The sequence below is a fragment of the Candidatus Uabimicrobium amorphum genome, assembly GCF_009002475.1.
Taxonomy (GTDB): Bacteria; Planctomycetota; Uabimicrobiia; order Uabimicrobiales; family Uabimicrobiaceae; genus Uabimicrobium; species Uabimicrobium amorphum.
In genome coordinates, this window is record NZ_AP019860.1 from 269,948 (window position 1) to 292,567 (window position 22,620).

The following is a 22,620-nucleotide window of genomic DNA, read 5'->3' on the forward strand; positions in this document are numbered from 1 at the left end:
GTTGCACAAGCGGCAGCACAAAACAACACAATAAGATCAATTAAGACGCGTTACGCCTCTCCCGTGGGAGAGGCATGAGAATTAAAGTTTTTAGCGAAGCTAAAAACTTTAATTCGATGGTGAGGGCACCAATATGAAAACGAATTCCTTACCCAATTCACCAACTATTCGATGGTGAGGGCACCAATCTGAAAACGAATTCCTACAACACTCCCCAAAAAAAATCCAACCTTTTTGGCATTTGCGGTACTACGTATACAAATAATAAAAACTAATGAGAGAATAGGATGGAATTATGAGAGCTATAATTTTGACGATGCTATTTATAAACGTTGTTTGCGCACAACAAGTGCATTTTTTTGATCTCGTAGAAGTTTTGAAAAAAGATAGTGCCTTTATTCGCGGAGTGGAGAAGCTCAAAAAATGGAAATCCTCTCAAGAGGAAAAGCCTTCTCCTGGAAAAACCGTTGAGGAAATCTACCACCTATTGAGTAAGAATACCAAGCGTGAAATTCATTTTGCCGTTGCGCCACAAACACCTATTGCGTGGGCTGCAAATCCGTTACGTCTAAAAAAGGATTTTGCGACAAACGGCCTTTTTCGAATTCATCCACTCGATAAGAAAAATACTTACGGAACTTTTACATTAACCAAAACGTGTTTGCAAGATGTCGCCATTCCGTGGGACACATTTATGCAGTTTTTTCAATTGTATTTGGAAGACATCAAAAAACAAAGAGACAATAGCGCTGCGCCAACAAAATATTCTTCTGTAGGTAAAGACTTTTTTGCGCGTTTTGCGCATGATCTTCCCCATACGTACAATCATTTTACTAGATATGTAAATGTCGAAGATCGTTTAGTCACAACTAATCTAGACAAAGTTCATTTGCGTTTTACACCTAAAAACAAAGCCATTTCTCATAAGTATCCACAATGGGGGGAATCGTTACAAAAGATCGCCGCGATAGATATAAAGTTCACTTTAGTGTCAAAAGAAAATAATGAGACACTCGCAATGTGGCACTGGAATAAGAAAAATAGAGCTTTGGATTTCAAATGTGACTTGTCTCAACGCCTACCGAGCAAGATGTTATTGAAAATTGACTTGGATTTTTACCGTTCGGGAATTGGCATTCAAATTGAAGACTTCTGTATTCACCTATCTTTTACACACAACAGTAAGCATACTTATTTGGGAGCTAAGATTAAAGAGGTGCCAAAAAAAATTAAGATGTCTGGCTTTTGGAGTTTCTTCTTTTCTCCTAACGATTTGACGAAGTTTTTTGAAACACTGACTTACATGAATAACAACAGAGGTAGCGAGATCCGCATCTTTCATTTTGGTGAAAAACACAATAAATATCTACAATGTGAAGTGTATGCAAGTTTGAGAGGTTCTGCGCGCCTTGGGAAAAAAAAGGCATCGCCAAAAAAGAAAAGTTTATTTCGGCGCGACGGAATGCGCGCTGTTGTTAAAGACTACCAAGTATATGTAAACCGCGAAGGCTAAAGCGATAGCGCCATTTTTTTATTTGTAGATCGCAATTATTATTTCATCTTACGCAAAATAGCTTGCGCTTTTTGGTTACTTTCATCGATGAGAAGCGCTATCTCATAATAGTGTTTTGCGTTGTCTTTGCTGGCCATTCTTTCGGCAATATTTGCGTAGCGTTCGGATAAAATGGCACATAGCTTGGGAAATTGGAGACGAATTTGTGGGACAATGGCGGGATCTATACGCAAGCTCACCTCTAAACAGTCCACTGCTAGCTGTGGATGCTGTGGTGCGTATTTGTGTGCTTGTTGCAGATATTTGTCTCTTAGAGTTTTATCAAAAGCAAATGGCTTATTCCATAACCAGGCAGTGCGTTGTTGGTACTCTAGTTGTAACGTTTCCCCTACGCGAAATTGAAACAACTCCTTTGTGAGGTTGTGATGGGGATTTTGTAGAGCTTGCAAAATGACATCTGCGGAGATGTTGTGGTGAATAAATGAACGCTGTGTTGGAGGAATATATGTGGTTGTTGCAATGATATCTCTTAGATAAAGAGGAACCTGGACCACCGCACGGTGTTTTGTTTGTTGAAGACGCCAGTGACGTATGGTTTTATCTTCGCCCATCGAGATGATAATAGGCTTGTGAGACGGAAAAATAATAGACATTACCGTGTGCAAATGACCTTTGATTTCATTTTCCAAAATACCCGTTTGCGCATTCCATAAGCGTATGGTCTTATCATAAGAACTGGAGGCAAGGATTTTGCTATCCTTGCTAAAGGCAATGTCCGTTAGGAATCCTTGGTGACCACGTAACACTTTTTTGGTGCGTTTTTCCAAGTCCCATATGTAGGCATTCTTACTCGCAGAATACGCTAATTTTTTGCCATCGGGACTAAATAGTACATAGATGGTAATGCGGTCTTTTTCATCGATGTTTTCTAAAATTTCTCCGGTATTTACATCCCAAATTTTTACACTGCGATCTTCTGATGCGGAAGCCAACAGTTTGCTGTCGGGACTAAACACGATGCGATAGATCGAAAGCTGGTGACCTTGTAAGCGGCGTAGTTGTTTTCCTGTGGAAATATCCCACAAAATAATGCTACGATCTTTTGAGGAAGAGGCTAAAAATTTACCGTTTGGTGAGAACGCCACCGACCACACGGGAGCGTCATGTCCTTTAAGAGTGCGGGAAATTTTTTGTTGCTGTGTATCAAAAATGCGAACGCAGTTGTCTATGTTGGCCAAGGCCACGAAACGACCGTCTCTAGAGTAAGACATCCCATATGCTTCAATGGGAGATGTAAATAGTTTTTTTATGGTACTCTTTGTCGCGTCGTACAAACTAACGGTACGTAATTCCTGCAACATCGCGTATATGTTACTATTCTCGGTAGGACAAAGAAATACGCCTAATGTAGATAGAGCCTGTCTGTGTTGCTGCATGTAGGGCAAATCCCACATTTTTACAATGCCTTGTTGGTCGCCACTAATGATTTTGTTTTGTTGTGGATGAAAATCAATCGAGTTTATCCATGCATAGCTAGAAAAGCGGTGTAGTTGCACTTTGTCGTGGACACTCCATACACGGATGCTTTGGTCATCGGAACAAGATGCGATGAAATTTCCTGTTGCATCAAAGGTGACATCATTTATCGAACCTAGATGTCCGCTTATTTCTGAGATGTTTTCCTTGCCAGAAACGTCATAGACGAATATAGATTTACTTTCTCCTCCGTAGGCGACTTTGTCTCCTTGGGGACTAAATTTTACGGATACAAACGCAAAAGATTCAAGCGAGTACTCTACTTTTCTTATTTCTTTGTCGTTTTCTAAATCCCAAATACGCATGGAACGATCTTCTGAAACAGAAGCAATTGTATTATTGTTTGGGTGGAAGTCTATATCCCATACTATGTCTTTGTGCAGACGAATTGTTTTATATTTTTTACCTGAAGAAAGGTGCCAGACGTCAATATTGCCGTTTTGCGAAGAAGAAGCGACAAGCGAGTTATCAAAATTAAAGGCAACACTTGTTGGACTTTCTTGTTTTAGGGTGTACAGAATTTTTTTTTGTTGCCAATTCCAAATGTGAATTTTTTTGTCTGTTACCGTGGCCAGTAATTTACCATTTGGCGAGAAAGCGCAGCTGTAAACATAACTGTTGTGTGCTAACACAATTATTGACTCTCCGGAGAACGAATCTAATATGCGAACAGTTCCATCGTAAGAAGAACTCGCAAGTAATTTTCCCTTGGGGTGAAAAACTACTTGGGCAATGGTGTTGGTATGACCATTTTTTTCGTGTAGAGCTTTTCCTGTTTTTAGATTCCAAAGTTGGATGTCGTTTGCGAGTGAAGCGCTCAACAGGTGTTTGTCGTCATCGGAAATGTCGATAGACGATACCGGCATTTTCCCCGATTGTAAGATGTGATGCAAACCACGACTTGAAGTGTCGTACACCAATATTTCTCCGTTGTCGCAAGCACAGACAAAGAAGTCATTTTGATGTGAAAATATTAGTTTTTTTACCGAACTTCTTGTTTTCCATGTATGCCGTTTTTCCATTTGCGGAAAAGACCATAGGTGAATTTCATCCTGTGCTGCCGATACAAGCATTTTCCCTGAATGGTGAAAGTGTAAACTTGTGATAAACGCGTCGTGACCGACGATTTGTTTTTGTAATTTTTGCTGATCAATGTTTGCTAGATGGATTCTATTTTCTACGGCAGTGACTAGATATTGGTTATGTGGATCAAAGGTTGCTGCGGAGACTTTCTTTGAATAGGCGAACTGCGCTACTTTTTTATGCGAGGACATGTGCCAAATTTGGCATGAGCCATTTTTACCACCGGCAGCAATCCATTGTCCATCAGGAGAAATGGCCAGAGAAGAAACAAAGTCGTTGAGAACCAAGAGCGTAATAGCACTTTGCTTTTGTGCGTGCCATAGCGAAATTTGATCATCGTTAGCGGCAAAAGCAAATATTGGTTGGTTAGGATGACTGACCAAGTGTTCAATGTCTTTATGATGAGCGGTTATTTGATGTAATTTTTTTCCGGTATATCTACCATAAAAAGAAATATTTCCATCCCAACGTCCACATAAAATATTTTCTCCACAGAAGGCTACCTGCAGTGATGCCTCTTCGTAGTCCGTGGTTTTTGAAGAAGAGTATTCTTCGCGAACAGGTGCTACTCCGAAATAGTTGGTTTCCCATAAAATGCCATTGCGCTGTAAAGCAACGCGAACTAAATCTTGTGCTTCGCCGACGATTTTTTGTTTATCCTCTCCACTATATTCTTTTACCATTTCGATGGCTGTACTGGCCATGGCACCACATTTTTGCCACTTTTGCTGTTCGTCTTGAGAACGCAAATATTCTTTTGCTTTTGCCAAGGTGATTTTTGCCAAACGAAATACCGTGTTGCGACGATCTTGCTGTGCTTTTGTCTTTTCCGCCAGGGTTTTTTCCCATTGAATATAAGTACTCCATGCCCCCAGTATGATGCTTATCAAGACTAACAATGTGGTGACTGTAAGAGTACGGTGACGCCGTATAAATTTAACGGCTAAGGTTGTGACTGTTGCTGGTTTGGCGATAATGGGCCTATTGTGGATAAAATTTTGTAAATCTTCGGCAAATTGCTGCGCTGTTTTATAGCGTTTTTCTGGTTTTTTCTCCAAGCACTTTAGGCATATGGCTTCTAGTTCCACGGGAATGTCAGGGTTAAGACGCCGTGGCAAAATAGGGTCGCGATTGAGTACTTGAAAAAGTATGTTGTAGTGATTTTCTCCGACAAACGGTGGGTGTTCGACGAGAAGTTGGTACAAAATAGCTCCCAGAGAGTAAACATCTGTACGCACATCGACCTTGGAACCGTTCGCTTGTTCCGGTGACATGTAGGCAGGCGTACCCATAGAATCACCTGTACGCGATAAATCGTCATTACTATGGACAATTTTTGCGAGTCCAAAGTCCATGACTTTCACCTCTCCTGTTTTTGCTACCATGACGTTTGTCGGTTTTAAATCGCGATGGACAATGCCCTCCTGATGAGCATAGTGAATCGCTTGGGCAATTGTTATGGTGATATGGATGATTTCCTTGAAAGAGGGGTTGGTACGCGCGGCATAACTTTTTAGAGTTTCTCCATTGATAAAATCCATGGTGAAAAATACGAAATTTTTTTCGTGGTTTATATCGTGTAGTGCAACGATGTTAGGATGATGAAGTTTTGCGGTCGCTTTGGCTTCACGTAAAAATCTTTGTACACGCTGAGGATGTGACTCACTACCTTCGAGAAGTACTTTGAGAGCGACGTTGCGATCGAGTTTGGGGTCGAAAACTTTATACACTTTACCCATACCACCACGACCTATTTCTTCTTTTACCACATAACGACCTATTTGTTTTTTTGTTTGTCGCACGATTTTTCGTGGCGTTACCAGTATGCGTTCGTTGGGGACAAGAAGTTCTTCCAAGGTAACATCTTCACTAAATACGGTTTTATTTTTTAACTTACGCGAAATGCTGCTTTGGATTTGGTACGCTTGTTTTAAAGTTTTGTCAAGTTCTAGAGCACGCGCAATATCTTCTTGGGCTTTTTTCCACATTTTTTGTTTGTAGTAGAGCATGCCGCGGCGCATGATAAATTTTGCGTTTTTTGGTTCTTGCTCAATGATTTTATTAATAATTTCTACAGACTTTTTCCAGTTGTGGTCTACCGTGTATTTGTTGTAAAGCTCTTTTAATTTGCGAATGTTACTCATAGAACTTTCCTTATGTGTGGATGGTAAAATTTGCATAATCTTTTATATCATAGTCAAAATTTATTGATTTTACAACGTCCTACTACTAACATTTCTGTATCGATTATCAAAAGATTCAAAACGAATGGTGGATGTTATGTTAAAAGCTGTTGTATGTGGCGCACGTCGTGCACGCCAAGGAATAGGTGAATATGTTTGTAAATATCTGCATTTGGCAGGGGTTGACATTTGTGGCGTTGTTTCTTCTTCGCCGCAAACGAAATCAATTACTGTAGAACATCTGCAAAACAAGTATGGAATCATGTGTCGTGGGTACATAGATCTTGAGCAAGCAATCATAAGTGAAGATCCCGATATCGTTGTTATCTGTACGCCGTTTCGCACACATGGAGCCATGTTGAAAACGGTTGCGAAATACAACAAACATTGTTTGTGTGATAAGCCGCTGTTATGGGATGATGTTCAAGACGTGGAGGATATCCTTGCGGGCTTTTCGGGAAAATTTGTCGATACCATTACACAGTGGCCGTTTACATTAGAAAATTTTTTTACTTTGTACCCACAGGTGAAAGAAAAACCTGTGGAAACCTTTTCAATGTTAATGTGCCCCATATCTATAGGGCGTGAAATGGTTCTTGATGCAATGCCTCATGTCTTCAGTATGTTGTATTCTCTTGTTGGAAAAGGAGATATAAAAAAGACTGAGTGTTTATTTTCAGAAAAAGAAAAGTGCTTACAGCTAGAATTTGTTTATGGACATCAATACGAAACAAAAGTAAAATGTACTCTAATACAATTAGAAGAACAACCCAAACCTGCGAAATATACAATTAATAACTATGAAGTAAGTAGACATGTAGAAGCATCGAATTACCAAATATACTTTTGGGGAAATGGAAGAAAAATTAAGGTCGTAGACCCATTACAAAGTCTTATCCAAAATTTTATTCACAATATACGAAATTCAAATTTGTCAGATACAACTAAACTAATAAACAATATGCAGCAACTACATTGCTTATATTCTATTGTCCAGCAGGAAGTACCACTATAGCGAGGAATATACGATGGTAAAAACTATACAAAACACAAAAGAAAAACAGGTAGAGTTATCGTCCATTCACGATTTTGCAGGAAAATTGCTACAACCTGAAACGATACAGTCACTAAAAGAATATGTAAAGTGGCAAGCGAAACTACGAGGCACCCCAGAAGCGGCACGTGATATCACCGATTTGGCCGAAATACCAGATTACGCACCTATCTCCATTAATTTGGACATTACCACATCTTGTAACTACGCATGTGACCACTGTGTCGATATGGATATTCTCAATAAGGCAATTCGTTATAACCATGAACGTTTACTTGATTCCATTAAATTAATGGCAGACAAAGGTTTAAAATCTATCATTGTTATTGGTGGAGGGGAACCAACTATATATCCAAAATTTGGTGAAGCAATACGTTTCATGAAGTCATTGGGTCTACAAGTGGCGATTGTATCTAATGGCTCGCGCAACGAAAAAATTGCCGAAATTGCCGATTGTTTGGAGAAAAAAGATTGGGTGCGTCTATCTCTTGATTCGGGTAGCGATGATATTTTTCAAAAAATGCACAAACCGCGCAAAGCGGTTAACCTACCAGAGATCTGCGAAAAAGTATCTCTCATCAAAAATGTCAACCCCGACGTACAAGTAGGTTTTTCCTACATTATCACTTGGAAGGGTGCTTTTATCAACGATACCAATATCGTGGAAAATTTGCATGAGATGGTTATGGCCGCGAAGTTAGCGAAAGATTCTGGTTTTGACTACATATCCTTTAAGCCTTTTCTCACCAGAGCGGAAGACAATAATGCTGAAATTGTCGATTTGAAGGAAAAAGAAAATCATTTTGCCAATGTTGTCAAGCAGATCCAAGAGTATGTCGCGGAAGCGAAAAAATTAGAAGATGATACTTTTAAAGTATTCGAATCGACAAATCTCAAAGTTCTTATCAACAACAGTGCGTCAGACTATATGCATCAGCCACAAATGTGTCATATGCAGTTTTTCCGTCAAGTATTGAGTCCACTTGGCATGTTCAACTGTCCAGTGTATCGCAATCAGCCCCATGGTAAACTAGGAGCACGCGATACATATTCTACAAATGAAAAATTTGGGGATGTAAAGAAAGAAATGGCAAAGCTACTCTTTAGCTTTAACGCTACAGAGCAGTGCAAAGAAGTAACATGCCTTTACAATCACGTGAACTGGTGGATTGAAGATCTGATTGCGAATCCTTACAAGCTAGACGAATTGCAAGCGAAAGAAATGATCGAACCTGATTACTATCTATAGAAATTATAGAGCAAGTTCTTTTAAACGTTGTAAACGGCTTGCTTCGTTGTTTTGTAACCAAACATCTTTGCTGAGTTCGTCGTAGGCTCTTTGGGCATAGTCCTTATATTTGGGATTTTGTTGCTGCAAATAGCATTCGGCGAGCTCTTCGCAAACATACCCCTCGTCTTGCTGCTTCTCTAAATAAATTTTTTCAAGTTTGTGTTGTACTTCGAGAGCTTGGGAAATTTTATTTTGCATTCGCAAAACTTTACCTATGGACCATTCGGCAATTAGGGTGTAGTTTTCGTCATTTTTCGCCGCATACCAATCTTTCGTTTTACGAAATATGGTGAGTGCTTTTTCATAGTCCTTCGTTTCGAAGTATGCCCAACCGATATTATTGTATAAGGACCCACACCAGTTTTTTGCGCGTTCGTCACAGGTGTTTTCAGCAAGTTCTAATGCTTGCAAATTCCAACTCATCGCCTCTTGGGGAACAGCGATCGCCAACATGTGAAGCGCATCAATACTGTAAAAATCATGGTTGTTTTTACGTGAAATTTCTGATGCTTGATGAAAGCAATCTACCGCCTCTTCGCGTTTTTTTGCCGAATTAAATGTACGACCACGTTCTAGAAAGTAACGCGTATGAGTTAGAGAATTCGATGCCGGCAATTGTTGTTGCACTTCATCGAGGATTTTGTGGGCCTCAGTAAAATTTCGTTGCAGCGAGTAAGTACGTGCTATTTGTGTTTTGAGTTGTAAGTTGAGATTTTCATCGGAGAGAGGTAGAAGTTTTGTAAAGTTTTCTCGTGTTTGTTGTGGGTTTTGATAGTCCCACAAATCGTCAAAGTCATTTTTCATAATAAAATTCCAAAAATGAGGCTTTGCCCCTTAGTAGGGGCAAACCTTTATGAACTTATCTGACGCGATTACCAAAAGATTTTGGATAGCGGTAGTAAATCTGTAAAGACATAATGCTTAGGGCGGTGGCATAAATACGACTGTTTACACGACATCTCTTACCAACAGGTGGCCAAGATCCATCTTGACAACCACCCTTGATTTGGTTGTTGACAAGCACATCCACCATTTTCTTGTTCCACTCTTCCCAGTGAGGCTCACCTTTTTGGAAAAGAGCTAAGGTACCGTGATACCAGTAGTAGTAATTTATCAAACTGTACCCTTGTTGGTCTTTTCCCCATATAGGAGGATTTTGCGACAGCCTCTGTGCACCTTGATTGACATAAACGTCATTTCCGGATGTAATTTCCATGAAAACGCGCGCGTTCATTCCCACCGCAGTCATGGATTCGCTCGCGGCATATTTTTCATTGATTTGGTCTAATTTGATGCGATCAGGTAGCTTTTGCAGTACGAACTCTTGAGGGTTAGAAGACACCACATCTTTTATGATCCAGGCATCATTTGTTTGCAATTTTCGACTAGATCCAAGAGCCATGTTGATGTTGGTGATCTGAGTTTTTTCTACGGTAGCGTTGTATCCAAGTGGCTTACCGACTTGTTTTAATTTATCTGCGAGTTCACGTGGAATATTGCCTTTATCTAACTCTTCTGCATTTTTGGAATCGATAGAGAACAGTTCGTCATCGTCGATTACGGAACCTTCGAATTCTAAACCATCTTCTCTTTCTCTGTAAGCAGCACGATATCCATTGCTCTCAGTTGTTACTTTGTTTAAGAAATTTGTTGCGCCTTCAAACGCAGAGTCTGGCACACTCAGTTTAGCTTCTTTTGCGGAACGCAGCGCTGTCACACACCAACCCATTACCGATGTATCATCTTCCCCTTTAGAAAAGGTATAGCGCCATCCTTGACCAGGATTTTGAGCCTTTAGAAGAAAATCTACGGCTTTTTGCGCGGGAATTTTGAGAAGTGGGTTGTAATTTGACATAGCGTATGCTTCGATTAACGCGAATGTTCCAATCGCATGGTTGTACATGTGGTGCTCTGTAGAACGGGTACCAATACATCCTTCGGCATCTTGTTGCTGCTTGAGAAAATTAATACCTTTTTTAACTTGTTCTTTATATTCTCCGGAGCTTGTCGAGCTTCCTGAGGCTAAGAAACATAGTAGGGCGAATCCCGTCATTGCAGGATCGTATTCTTGGTTTCCTGCACCTTCGCAAAAACCAGAGAATTTAGGATTTTTACCGCATTGAGAAGTGTAGCCATCGGTATCCCAACGACCATCTCCGGATTGGTGTCTTTTTAACCACTCCAAACCAGCTTTAACAGCACTTTCGGTAAGGTCACTACCTCCTCCACGCTTCACTAGGTCTTTACGTCCTCCACCGAGACGTTGACCAAAGTAGCCACCTGCGAGGCCTCCGACACCTATACTACTGTTGTCAAAACGAGCGTTAAATGGGCTGTCTGACGCTGCATCTAAATCCCCCTTTGCCATTTGTTGGTCTTCGTTGGTATTCGTTTCATGGTGATCTGAAACTTCTACTTCGCGAACTACAGGGTCTTCTATCACAGGCTCATCAGTAGGAACTGGTTTTGTGTCTTTTATTTTTTCTTCGCGGATCTTTGGCTTTAGAACAACCTCTTTTTTTTCCACTTTGTAAACTTCTACAGGGTAGGCTTCTTGAACAGTTTCTCTTTTAGTGGCGATGACGGCAAGAGTTGCTAACAGAGCAAGAATAGCATGGAAGACTATGGATATTAGCCACCAAGGGGCTCTCTGTAGTTGCTCAGCCCAAAAATCACGGAGTTCAACATCGTCTATTTCATCTTGATAATCTTCATCATAATCATACGACATCTTATACTCCTAAAATGGGGAATTAACATTTTATTTTTTATTAGAATTTATTGTAATTTATTATATCTAAATGAATATTCTTTTGCAATCAGTAGTTCTGTTATTGCTGTAAAACGTTATTTGGTAAAAAAAGTTCAAAAAAAAAAGCTTGCGAATAAAATTTTATTCGCAAGCTTTTATCGGGGTGACTGGATTTGAACCAGCGACCTCCTGAACCCCATTCAGGCGCGCTCGCCAAGCTACGCTACACCCCGTATTCTTCGTAAGATAATAAGCTTTTTTTTTTAAAAGTCAAGAAAAATAAAGTACACTAAAAGAAATTATTGTTATTTCAAATTTGTCATCAACAGTAAACGGTAGTAAAACAATATTCTCGTTGTGTGGTTGTGTTTAGTGGAATTCTTATTGATCAAATATATGTGTGAGAAAGCGTCAAGTACCGAGGATATGTATTTACGCACTAGATGGAAACAGAGAGTGCTATGAAAAAATGGTTTTTAAAATCAAAAAAAGACGGACAAATTTTTGGACCATACACGCAACAACAAGTACAAAAATTTTTTAGTGAAAAAAAATCAAACGACTTTTTGATTTCTACAGATAGAGTTACGTGGAAACCAAGCGTTTCCAAACAGAAATACCTCGGAAAGTATGAAGTACTTGAGGAAGTCGGGCGTGGCGGTATGGGGGTTGTGTACCGTGCACGTGATACACAATTAAATAGAGAATGTGCTCTAAAGGTTCTTACTATTGCTGACAATAAGGAAGTGGGTATTCAACGCTTTTTTAATGAAGCACGGGCTGTTGCGAAAATACAGCATCCATACATCGTACGAATCCACGAAATATACACCGAACCACATTATTTTTTCGCGATGGATTATATTGCGGGAATACCTTTCGACAAATACATCAAAATAGATTCCATTTCTTTAAACGCAAAGCTCGAACTTTTTATCAAAATATGCGAAGCTGTGGCGTTTGCTCATGAAAAAAAGATATTACATCGCGACTTAAAGCCCTCGAATGTACTTGTATGCCAAGACTCCGAAACATATCCCATTGTTTTGGATTTTGGTATTGCGAAGCACACCGAAGCAATGGACGGTTTGACAAAGACCGGAGAAATTTTTGGCACGCCAAAGTACATGGCTCCCGAGGCGGCAAACGCGGAAGTACTAGATGTGAGAAGTGATGTGTATTCTCTTGGAGTGATGCTCTATCAAATGTTAACGGGCCACGTTCCTTTTAATGTGGAGAGCTTCGTCGCCTTGGTTTATCAGATCGCCGTAGAGGACCCTGTTCCACCATCGCGATTGAATTCTGCTGTGGCCAAGGGCAGTAGTTTAGAAATTGTTTGTCTAAAAGCACTGGAGAAAAATCGTGAAAAACGCATCCAGAGCGTTTCATTTCTTAAAACAGAACTAGAGAGTATTTTACAAAATCGCGCAATACGCAGCAAAGCACCAGGGGCATGGCAGAAGTTTTCTAAATGGTACAAGCGCAATTACCTCTTAGGTACATTACTGACTTCGTTGCTGATTGTCCTAATCGCAAGCTCCAGTGTATTTCTCATTTTGTGGAACAAAGCACAGCAGGAAAATTTACGCATCGAAAAGCATAATCTTCTGATCGCAAAACAAAAAGAAAATATTATACAAGAAAAAGATTTTATCCAGCGACGTTTGCTAGAAAGCCGTTTACATTCTTTTGTTGAAAAGTTACCTCAAGAAGATATTACGACAAACTTATCAAGTTTGAAAAAAATGTATTTCATGTTTGATAAAATGATAAGAGACAAAAAAGATGTCGACGCGGAATTGCGAAATCAATATCGTTTGCTCTCCAATCGCTTGAAATTCTTAGCTGCGACACGTTTACCTAAAAAACGAACTGTCCGCTTTAAAAATAAGAACGGAAGCGCTGTTTTCTCTGGAAATCAGCGCCGTTTAGCACAATTTATCAACAAGCATATTTACGTGTGGAATATCGATGAAAATATCCGACGTTTTTTACCAAAAAACGCTTTTGCGAGTGTTGATATTAAAGTAGCGATGAGCATTTTTTCTCTTTCACAAAGTGGACGATATCTGGCCTACTCGGGAGATCAAACAGAGAATGGCGAGTTCGAGTTGTTTGTACACGACGTAGAAAAAAATCGCCAAGTATTCCGCGGGCAAGGAGGCTTACGTAGTATACGAATTCGCAAAGATGAAAGTGCAATTGTTTTTCGCTCAGGTAATTTTTTTCATGTATACGATTTACAAAAACAACGACGTGTTCATTCCTTCTCTGTACCAGGTAAAAAGTTAAATTCATTACTTTCTAACAATGACCGGTGGTTAGCAGTCTTGTGTTCGGACGTTCTTTTCATTTGTGACTTAGAAAACTATAAGACATACACGCAACGCGAAAAACTATTTCGTTCTTCTGCGGGGTTGGTTTTCTCTGCGGACTACAAGCATCTATACGTGTTTACCTTTTTTAACATTGTCGTGTACAATTTGTCCTCGCGGACAATACGTGTACTTCCCATGCGACAAATCAATCTCGAATTTACAGTACCCCCTGTGGCGACTACCGATGCCCATGTTTTTCTCGCTGATAAAAATGGTGGCCTTATTTCTGTTCATCATAAAGACTTTACCTCCGCGGCAGTTTATGAAAAAATTCCACAGTTAATTAGTCGTAAAGTTTCACGTATTGAAGCTTGTCCTCCCAGTGCGATTGCGATCTCAAAGGGAAACATTTTACAAATCCGAGATACACACACATTTAAAAATGTATACAACATTGTCGAGGACCACCACATCCAGCAATTTAAATTAAAACGTACAGCAAAAGGGCTTGAAGTTAAAACCATTACCAAAGAAAAATATTGTCACTATACCTATGCGATTGCAGACAATCCACTACCAAGTGATCATAAAACTGTTGCACAAAAACTCTTGAAATCCATGCCTTTTGTCGCGGAAATTGGACGCAAAATTTTAATATGCGACAAAAAAAATGTCATGATTTACCCGCACTTGTTTGGTTTTAGCTCTTGGAACGACAATGGAGAGTTCTTTTTTCGTCGTGCAACATACCAGCATCCCTTTGACTTCAAGCGTAGTGAAGATGAAAGTCTACTGGCGATTAGTATCGCACCAAACAGGTTAAAATTGTATGACACGACAAGGTTTGCAATGCTCAGCGAAAACTTTGTCGCTTCTCGCATGGACAAGATCACTTTCTCTTTAGACAATAAGTTCATTTTCTTGGGCGGGCAGCGCGGAGAAATAGGGCTTTTTGATATAAAAGAGCGCAAATTTAAAATGTTGGGCAATATTACTTTTACTTGCGAGGCAATGGCTACCCTTGACAAAAACATTTTTATTGCGACGACAACGCAGGGACGTATTGACGTAGGAGGCTTCAGTATTTGCCGTTATGAAAATGGGAAATTTTTTCACAAAAAGTTCAATAAAATCAAGCATTCGCTTATTCCTACTGTGGGAGTAAACCGCAAAAACAAACTATTTGCCTTAGGAGACAACTACGGTCGTTTTTCTGTGTGGCGTGGATTCGAAACTCCACAGTTGGATTTTGAGGGGGAAGTCATTGGACAAATTTTGGGAATATCGATATCGGAAGATGGTGAGTACGTCGCCATTTTTACCATGCATTCCATTTACGTATACGACCGCAAAGCCAAAGAAACATACTCTTTATATCGCGGATACCGCAAATTTGGCACAAGTAATTTTTCTACAAATTGGAAAAACGCTTACTTTGGCAATGGCGAAGGTGGAATTTACGTGGTGGAACAAAATCATTTTTTCGATCGCGGTGCATTGCAAGAAGTAGTGAAGCGTTGTGACTTGCTACTGAACGATGATTCATCGTGGTGGAAATTGATTGAAAAAATAGAAAACAAACTAAGTCGGTAGGTAAATAAGATATGAACAAAAAAAAAGACCTGCGCTTCGGAGCGCGGGTCTTTTTGCTTTTATTTATGCCGTTTTATTCAAAAGACACAACGTCAGCGGTTACAGTTAGTTCAACAAAGCGAACAACTAGATAGTTTCTTTCAACAACGTCAGTTGTAATGTTCGCTAAAGCTTGAGATTTTCCTTGCAATCCAGCTTGACTACGTAAATCTTGGAAAGCTCTCTTATGCAAATCAGCTTGTGGAGCATCAAAAAGGATAGATCCAAGAATGTACATTGTAGAGGCTTTAGCTGAAACAGTTTTAACTACACTGTAGCCAGAACTTTTTAGATTTGTGTTTGAACTAAAACCACCATTGCTCATCCCACCAGCTGCTACACATCCGGTGAAGGCTATAGCTACTATTGCAACTAGGAACACAACTTTCTTCATATTGGTTCTCCTGAAATAATTTGTATACCCGATTACTTAAACTTCACAACATCAGCGGTAATGGTTAAGGTTTTCCATCCGATGACTGCGAAATGCTTTAATCTCTCGTCAACAGTTAGATTTACTAAACCAACATTGCTGTTGTCTTTGATTTGACCACGCAATTGATCCATTGCTCTTTGGTAAAGAGCGGCATCTCCAAGAGGAAGACCTGCTGGACCACCAGGTATACCAAGTGCACCTAGGGCAGGAAAGAGAACGGTAACTGTAGCAGAAGCTTCTACGCCGCTTTGAACAACGGTGAAGTTGCCATCTTCCAAAGTTACTTGTGAAGAATGACTTCCTGGGCCATAACCAGCAAAGGTTCCACATCCAGTGAAGCCGAAGATCATAGTTGTTATTACAAGAGTAACTAAGATCTTTTTCATAAAACAACTCCTTAGAAATGTGTAAAACTTAAAGTGATAATCAATATCTACTGTAGATACTGATAGGCCTTATAATAAGTAAAAATTTGTAAAAGTCAAGTTTATTAACTGATAATATGTACATTTTGCTCAAAAGTTTACGTATTTCTATTGGTTATTTTGTTTTTGAAATGTTTTCAAAATGAGGTTTGCGATGCGTTTTTCATGAGTGGTGATTTGGAATGAAATTTTTGGAATCATGCGTGATTTTTTTGCACGAACTAGATGATGATTTTTGTTGTTTGGGTATTGTGTGTCAAAGCCTAGCTACAATTCGGAGATATCTATTCTAGAAGGTAGTACTTTGTTGACACCTGATAAAAAATAAGTTACTATTAAAAATCTTAACGGCTTAAATTTTTTTTACATTCGAGGGAGAGAGGCATGAGGCCTGAGCACAAAGAAGACGTTTGTCGTGATGTTATTGAACGCGTTTTTGAAGCTCAAATGCAAAGGGTAGAACAAGGCGAAATCTTACTAGAAACAATTATAAATGATACGATTTACCATGAAAAAAAGAGGCTTCATGCAGACCCTGACAAAAAAGCCATCAAATACTGGAAAAGTGTCAATAAACGGTTTCTTGCCGCAGATCGCAAAGAACAAGAGGTTCTTTTACGGGAACTCATAAAGATATTTGTCGATGAAATTGTAGGGCACTTTGACGAAAAAGTGTATAAATTTTCGACTAGGATTTTACCTGTTGGGCTTGGTATATTACTCAATACAATTTCTCCGCGAGTCTTAATATCCAAATTTCCACGCCTGCCTGACCTACGCGACAGCCTTCTTATTCAAGGTGAGATAGAACTTTTACGTGAATTAGAAAAAAAAGGAACAGTTATCCTGTTACCCACGCACTCCAGTAACATGGATTCTATTATTATTGGTTTTGCGTTGTATAAAATAGGACTACTGCCTTTTACGTATGGTGCGGGAATTAACTTATTTACCAATTGGATTATCAGTTACTTTATGAATAATCTTGGAGCATATAAGGTTGATCGCAAGAAAAAAGCCGCGCTATACAAAGACATTTTGAAAGAATATGCCACCGTCACGATTGAATATGGCTATAATAATTTGTTTTTTCCTGGAGGAACGCGGAGTCGTTCTGGTGCAATAGAGGATCGCCTAAAATTAGGCCTTTTAGGATCTGGATTAAAGGCCTATATCAATAATCTTAAGAGAAACAAGGACCAACCGAAAATTTTCATTGTACCATGTACCATTTCCTATGAACTTGTCTTAGAGGCGGAAGGACTCAGTCGAGATTTTTTACGCCGGGAGGGCGGGTCCAAATTTATCATTCAAGACGATGAATTTTCGCGTTTAGGACGTATCACAAATTTTGTCAGCAGTACCATGAGTTTAGATTCGCGAATTTTTGTGAATATTTGTCCCGCAATAGATTTGTTTGGTAATCGTGTGGATAAAGAGGGAATTTCATATGACAAACGCGGTCGCAAGGTAGAAATTGATCGTTATGTACATGTGGATGGTGAAGTCGATCATCTAACGCAGCGCGACCAAGAATATATAAGGCAACTCGGTGGAGAAATTGTAAAGCTTTATAAACAATACAATATTGCTTTGAGCACCAACATCCTCGCTTTTGTCATTTATAAAATCTTATTGCGCGATAATCCCAAAATGGATTTTTACCGTTTGTTGTTTACAGGAGGTGAAAAAGAATACTACACTGTTGACGAGGTTCTCGAACCACTTAAAGTCATCATGGTTCAGTTGAGGGAACTAGAAAAAAATAATGAAATTTTTATTGATGAGCGTTTAAAGGAAGCGGATGCAGAGGTCATTTTAAATCACGCTTTAAAGAGGTTTCGTGTTTATCATACGAAGCCGGCGATTATCAAGAAAAATGAAAAAATTTATATCAATAACTGCAATCTTATTTATTACTACAACACACGTTTGATGAACTATGGCATCGAACTACAGGGAAATAATGATGAGTAATTATGATAGTGTAGGAGTCATTGGGGGAGGAAGTTGGGGAACCACTCTTGCGCATCTTTCCGGAATTAACAACAATAAAACACTGCTGTGGATGAGAGATGAAGAGGGAATTGAAGAAATAAATAACAAAAATCGCAACTCTAAGTATACAAAAGAGTACGCAATTTCCGAAAACATCAAAGCGACAGATAGTCTTGAGGAAGTCGCAGAGAACTGCGAAATCATTATCGTTGCAATTCCATCACACAGTTTTCGGCGCATCACTTATAAACTGGGCAATTACGTAAAGGGCGACCAGATACTGTTGTCCGCGAGTAAAGGTTTAGAGCAAAAAACCAGAAGTCGTATGACAAGCATTTTGCTAGAAGAGACTTGTTGCAAAAAGATTGGGGTGATTGCCGGACCAAATTTGTTTGAAGAAATTTTAAAAGGTCACCCCTCGGCAACAGTCGTTGCCAGCCACTTTAACGAAGTGATTGTAAAAACAATCAAAGCTTTTGCCAGCCAAAGTTTTCGCGTATACGGCAACAACGACGTTTTGGGGTCTGAGCTTGGCGGATCAATCAAAAATATCGTTGCGATTGCCGCGGGCATTATTGATGGCCTTGATTTTGGAAATAACAGTAAGTCATTACTTGTTACACGTGGCATAAGCGAAATGTGTCGCATTGGTAGTAAACTAGGAACCAACAATTCTACATTTACGGGTTTGACTGGAGTCGGAGACACCATGGTGACCTGTGCCTGTAATCTTTCGCGTAATTATCGCGTGGGATATCATCTCGCAAAAGGAAAAAGCCTTAACTATATTTGTGAGAATATTGTGTCGGTTGCCGAGGGTATAAATACGTGTAAGGTAATTCATGAATTTGCGCTTGAAGTAGGCGTAGAACTTCCCATTATCCGAGGTGTCTATGAGATTGTGCACGAAAACAAAGATATTATGGAAGTTATTACAAGCCTTATGCAGAGAAAGTCATTGTGGGAATAACCCACTATTTATCTAAACTTTAAGGAAGTCGATATGTCAGTGCCTTTAGATAATTGTTACTCTTTATTAGAACTGTTAGACAAATTAGGTAAAGAAGGGGTTACTGAATTAATTGCCAAGGGAAAACCTCGAAGCATTACCAAAGGAGAGATGATCTATTTTCCCAAGAGTGATATCAATCGCATTTTAGGGGAAGATGTACTCAATGAGCCCGAAAGTCTGGGCATTATCGTCGATGACGAAGTGGAAACTCCCACAAGCCTTGTGTCACAACTCACTTTCAAGCAATCCATTGTAAAACGCCAAAAAATAGGACAAGACTACGAAGAATACACCGATAAGGTTTTGGATATGTCAACGCCGGTATTGTATGGCCGTTCCCAAGGGGAAACGCAGGACAAGCAGATACTCAAAAACTGCTCCATTATCTCTGCTTTACACGGCAAATTATACATGGACGAGGATAATAACCTTCTGTATGAAAATTTTGGTAGCAACAAGAGTAAAGTGCGTGGGCCTAAAGAAAAAGAGTATACCATTTTAGAACAAGAAGAAATTGGAGTACTTATGTCGGCGGATATGCTTCAGGATTTAGTAGATGCTGACTCTGACGCACCTTTGACTGCTTCTATTAAACTGGGGTATCAACAAAAGCCACACTATATTGTGAGAATACAAGTCTTTAGTAAATAATTCGCGTAATAGTTAACTGCAATGGAGTGGTATATGTTATGCGAACCAATATAAGGATACTATAATGTTCAAAAAAACTTTTTTTTTGTTGTGTCTTGTTCTGTGTTTTGCTGCACTCATGGAACCTACTGTTGTGGCACAAACTACCGAAGATGCTAAAGTAGCAAAAGAAGCTGTTGCAGAAGAAGGTGTTTCTTTTATCACACGCTTAATGGGTTTTCTCGGTATTTTTGTTCTGGTTTTCGTTGCGTTTTTATTTTCCGTTAACCGCAAAAACATTAACTGGCGCCCTGTGATATGGGGAATCGCGCTACAATTACTATTTGGCGTTATAGTCCTTTCTCCGGCAATGAGTGGTTTTTTCTTTAAAACAATTGATACAGCAGTGAACAAACTTCTTAGTTTTAGTGCCGAAGGTACCGCATTTGTACTCCAAGGAACGGTACCAAACAAAATTCAATCGTTTAACTTTGGTAACGGACAATTTGAAGACAATGTTGCTCCGCCATCTTCACGACCAAATCCTTTTTCTTTTATCCCCTACACAAGTCCTATCATGAAAAACTTCATGTTTTGGATTTTGCCAACGATTATATTCTTTTCATCACTGATGACCATTTTATATCACATTGGGTTGATGCAATTTTTGGTAAATATTGTGGCGCGGGTGATGCAAATGACAATGGGAACGAGTGGTTCCGAATCATTGTCTGCGGCAGCAAATATTTTTGTGGGGCAAACGGAGGCGCCGCTCGTTGTCAAACCGTTTATTAGTGAAATGACCAATTCAGAGTTGCACGCCATTATGGTGGGGGGATTCGCTACGGTTGCTGGTGGGGTTATGGCCGTTTACGTAGCAATTGTTGGTATACCAAATATTGCGGGACACTTAGTGATGGCGAGTATTATGAGTGCGCCTGCGGCACTGGCGATTTCAAAAATCATGTATCCGGAAACAGAAGAGTCAGCAACAGCAGGGGAATTAAAATCGGAAATTGAAAGACCTGATGCCAATATGATCGAAGCCGCATCGCGTGGAGCCCTAGAAGGTATGCAACTCATGTTGAATGTTGGTGCAATGCTCGTGGCATTTGTTGCGCTGATGTTTATGGTGAACTTTGTCGTTGGTCTCATTCCTGTACCAAGTGCCATACTTCCCACAGGAGTGAATCAATTGAGTTTGCAGTTGATTCTGGCATGGTTTTTTGCGCCGATTGCGTTTTTTATGGGGATTCCGTGGAGCGAATGTATGACGGTGGGAATGCTTCTCGGTGAAAAGCTAGTACTTACCGAAATTATAGCTTACATGCACCTTGGTGACATCTTGCGTAGTACTCCTGATCTTCTTTCGGAACGTTCCGCGATCATTTGTTCTTATGCCCTATGTGGTTTTGCGAATTTTGCCTCTATTGGAATACAAATTGGTGGGATTGGTGGGATCGCTCCACAACGACGTACAGATCTTTCAAAGCTCGGTATGCGGGCAATGATTGGTGGTGCACTCGCAGCATGCATGACAGGAACCGTTGCTGGTATTTTGATGTAATGTCTGTGTCGATGCTCAATGAAACATTTGTTTCATTGAGCATTGGTTCATTATCATTCGACAACAGTAGCTGCTGGCGCTTGTTGCCATGGTTTTTGTTGCTGCCAGATGGCAATCCATTCTTGTGGCATAATAAGGCTCAATGCGGCTAAGTCTCCTAAGTAATTCCCCAACTCTGTTACGACAATTTCTACTCCTTCGCTAAAAGCGGCAAATGACTCGTCAAAAAACTTTTGGCGTATCATGGGCATGAGCAATTTTTCGTTGTTTAGCAAAACACTTCCACCAAGAATAATTCTACTGGTATCCAAAACGTAGTTGATCGAGATGAGTCCTTTGACAAAATGATGGACGGCATTGTCGATTATGTTGCGTGCATGTTCGTTGGTCGCATATTGTTCGAAAGCGTCTTTCGTAGAACCTTGTGCAAAATTACGGGCAATGGCGGTTCCAGATGCCAGAGCTTCTAGGTGCTCAAATCCTTTATTTCCCGATGTACTGTCGCGGTCTACCATGTAAATAGGGCCAAAGTGAGGAGCATTACCGTTTTTCCCCTTGATCAGATTTCCGTTTACATAGGCACCACAACCAATGCCTGTGCTCCAGGTGATGTAAATCACATCGTTGAGACCTTTTCCTGTACCAAAAATTCTTTCTGCTGCAACGGCGCTTACGCAGTCATTTTCCATTTCTACTTTGGGGAAACGCTGACGTAAATGCGTTTGCAAAGGAATTTTTTTCCAATCATTTCCTATATTTCGTTGTTGCAAACCAAGTCCCCCACATAAGTTAGGAGCGGCAATTGCTTTGTCGTCTCCCATTCTCACAAAAGGACTACAGGTACTAATACCTACGGCGGTAATTTGTTGTTCGCTGATGGCAATTTTTTCACAAGCGAGGGCAATTAAGTTGTCGATTTGACGCGGGATGGTCATTTCATCACCACTTAGTTGTACGTTTTGAAACATTTTTATGACAATCTTTTCGCTATTTGCAATACTAAGAGTAATTTTGGTACCACCAATGTCAATAGCTAATAACATGACTCACCTCAGAACAGATCATTTTGTAAACACTTTATGTACTTGAAATAAACTACACCTATTTTCCAAGGATTTATGATTTTATCAACAATGTTTTATAGAAAATAAATATATCACAGTAAAAATGTTCACTGTTGTTGGACATCT

General features: G+C 39.8%; 14 protein-coding genes and 1 tRNA gene. 8 read left to right on the top strand and 7 right to left on the bottom strand.

The window, feature by feature from the left end; all coding sequences use genetic code 11:
- The first annotated feature begins 295 nt into the window (after positions 1-295).
- A complete protein-coding gene (locus tag UABAM_RS00965; protein WP_151966118.1) occupies positions 296-1,513 on the top strand; it encodes a hypothetical protein in 1,218 nt (405 codons plus the stop codon).
- Positions 1,514-1,551: 38 nt separating this feature from the next.
- Here UABAM_RS00965 and UABAM_RS00970 read toward each other — a convergent pair whose 3' ends face one another.
- Positions 1,552-6,276, bottom strand: a complete 4,725-nt coding sequence (locus UABAM_RS00970) for a serine/threonine-protein kinase (protein ID WP_173013060.1) — start codon at positions 6,274-6,276, stop codon at positions 1,552-1,554.
- Positions 6,277-6,412: 136 nt separating this feature from the next.
- Here UABAM_RS00970 and UABAM_RS00975 point away from each other — a divergent pair, with 136 nt between their 5' ends.
- Entirely contained in the window at positions 6,413-7,330 is a 918-nt protein-coding gene (locus UABAM_RS00975; RefSeq protein WP_173013061.1) for a Gfo/Idh/MocA family oxidoreductase, read from the top strand.
- 13 nt (positions 7,331-7,343) lie between these two features.
- Positions 7,344-8,618 (top strand): radical SAM protein, encoded by a 1,275-nt coding sequence (locus tag UABAM_RS00980; protein WP_151966121.1) that lies wholly within the window; start codon positions 7,344-7,346, stop codon positions 8,616-8,618.
- Between the two features lie 3 nt (positions 8,619-8,621).
- On the opposite strand, the gene UABAM_RS00985 is transcribed toward UABAM_RS00980, so the two are convergent.
- From UABAM_RS00985 to UABAM_RS00995, 3 genes are all read right to left on the bottom strand, one after another.
- On the bottom strand, positions 8,622-9,464 hold the full coding sequence (locus UABAM_RS00985) for a tetratricopeptide repeat protein (RefSeq protein WP_151966122.1): 843 nt from the start codon (positions 9,462-9,464) through the stop codon (positions 8,622-8,624).
- Positions 9,465-9,519: 55 nt separating this feature from the next.
- Entirely contained in the window at positions 9,520-11,391 is a 1,872-nt protein-coding gene (locus UABAM_RS00990; protein ID WP_151966123.1) for a prenyltransferase/squalene oxidase repeat-containing protein, read from the bottom strand.
- 179 nt (positions 11,392-11,570) lie between these two features.
- Positions 11,571-11,645 (bottom strand) — tRNA-Pro (locus UABAM_RS00995).
- A 228-nt stretch (positions 11,646-11,873) separates the two neighbouring features.
- Between UABAM_RS00995 and UABAM_RS01000 the strand changes: the two genes are divergently transcribed.
- Positions 11,874-15,323 carry a serine/threonine-protein kinase gene (locus UABAM_RS01000; protein ID WP_173013062.1) on the top strand — a complete coding sequence of 1,150 codons (3,450 nt, stop codon included), beginning with the start codon at positions 11,874-11,876 and terminating at the stop codon, positions 15,321-15,323.
- Positions 15,324-15,396: 73 nt separating this feature from the next.
- On the opposite strand, the gene UABAM_RS01005 is transcribed toward UABAM_RS01000, so the two are convergent.
- Together UABAM_RS01005 and UABAM_RS01010 are read right to left on the bottom strand one after the other, a co-directional pair.
- Positions 15,397-15,756 (bottom strand): DUF6567 family protein, encoded by a 360-nt coding sequence (locus tag UABAM_RS01005; RefSeq protein ID WP_151966125.1) that lies wholly within the window; start codon positions 15,754-15,756, stop codon positions 15,397-15,399.
- Positions 15,757-15,788: 32 nt separating this feature from the next.
- Positions 15,789-16,184 (bottom strand): DUF6567 family protein, encoded by a 396-nt coding sequence (locus UABAM_RS01010; protein WP_151966126.1) that lies wholly within the window; start codon positions 16,182-16,184, stop codon positions 15,789-15,791.
- 423 nt (positions 16,185-16,607) lie between these two features.
- Between UABAM_RS01010 and UABAM_RS01015 the strand changes: the two genes are divergently transcribed.
- The 4 genes from UABAM_RS01015 (at position 16,608) to UABAM_RS01030 (ending at position 21,430) form a co-directional block, all read left to right on the top strand.
- The gene (locus tag UABAM_RS01015; RefSeq protein ID WP_151966127.1) at positions 16,608-18,200 is read left to right on the top strand and encodes a 1-acyl-sn-glycerol-3-phosphate acyltransferase; all 1,593 of its coding nucleotides are present in this window, start codon (positions 16,608-16,610) and stop codon (positions 18,198-18,200) included.
- Complete coding sequence (locus tag UABAM_RS01020; RefSeq protein ID WP_229759343.1) at positions 18,190-19,191, top strand: NAD(P)H-dependent glycerol-3-phosphate dehydrogenase; 1,002 nt, start codon at positions 18,190-18,192, stop codon at positions 19,189-19,191. The genes UABAM_RS01015 and UABAM_RS01020 overlap by 11 nt, the downstream gene beginning before the upstream one ends.
- A gap of 33 nt (positions 19,192-19,224) precedes the next feature.
- Positions 19,225-19,884 (top strand): hypothetical protein, encoded by a 660-nt coding sequence (locus UABAM_RS01025; protein ID WP_151966129.1) that lies wholly within the window; start codon positions 19,225-19,227, stop codon positions 19,882-19,884.
- A gap of 64 nt (positions 19,885-19,948) precedes the next feature.
- A complete protein-coding gene (locus UABAM_RS01030) occupies positions 19,949-21,430 on the top strand; it encodes a NupC/NupG family nucleoside CNT transporter (protein ID WP_229759344.1) in 1,482 nt (493 codons plus the stop codon).
- 53 nt (positions 21,431-21,483) lie between these two features.
- Here UABAM_RS01030 and UABAM_RS01035 read toward each other — a convergent pair whose 3' ends face one another.
- Positions 21,484-22,473 (bottom strand): ROK family protein, encoded by a 990-nt coding sequence (locus UABAM_RS01035; protein WP_151966130.1) that lies wholly within the window; start codon positions 22,471-22,473, stop codon positions 21,484-21,486.
- Between the last annotated feature and the right edge of the window lie 147 nt (positions 22,474-22,620).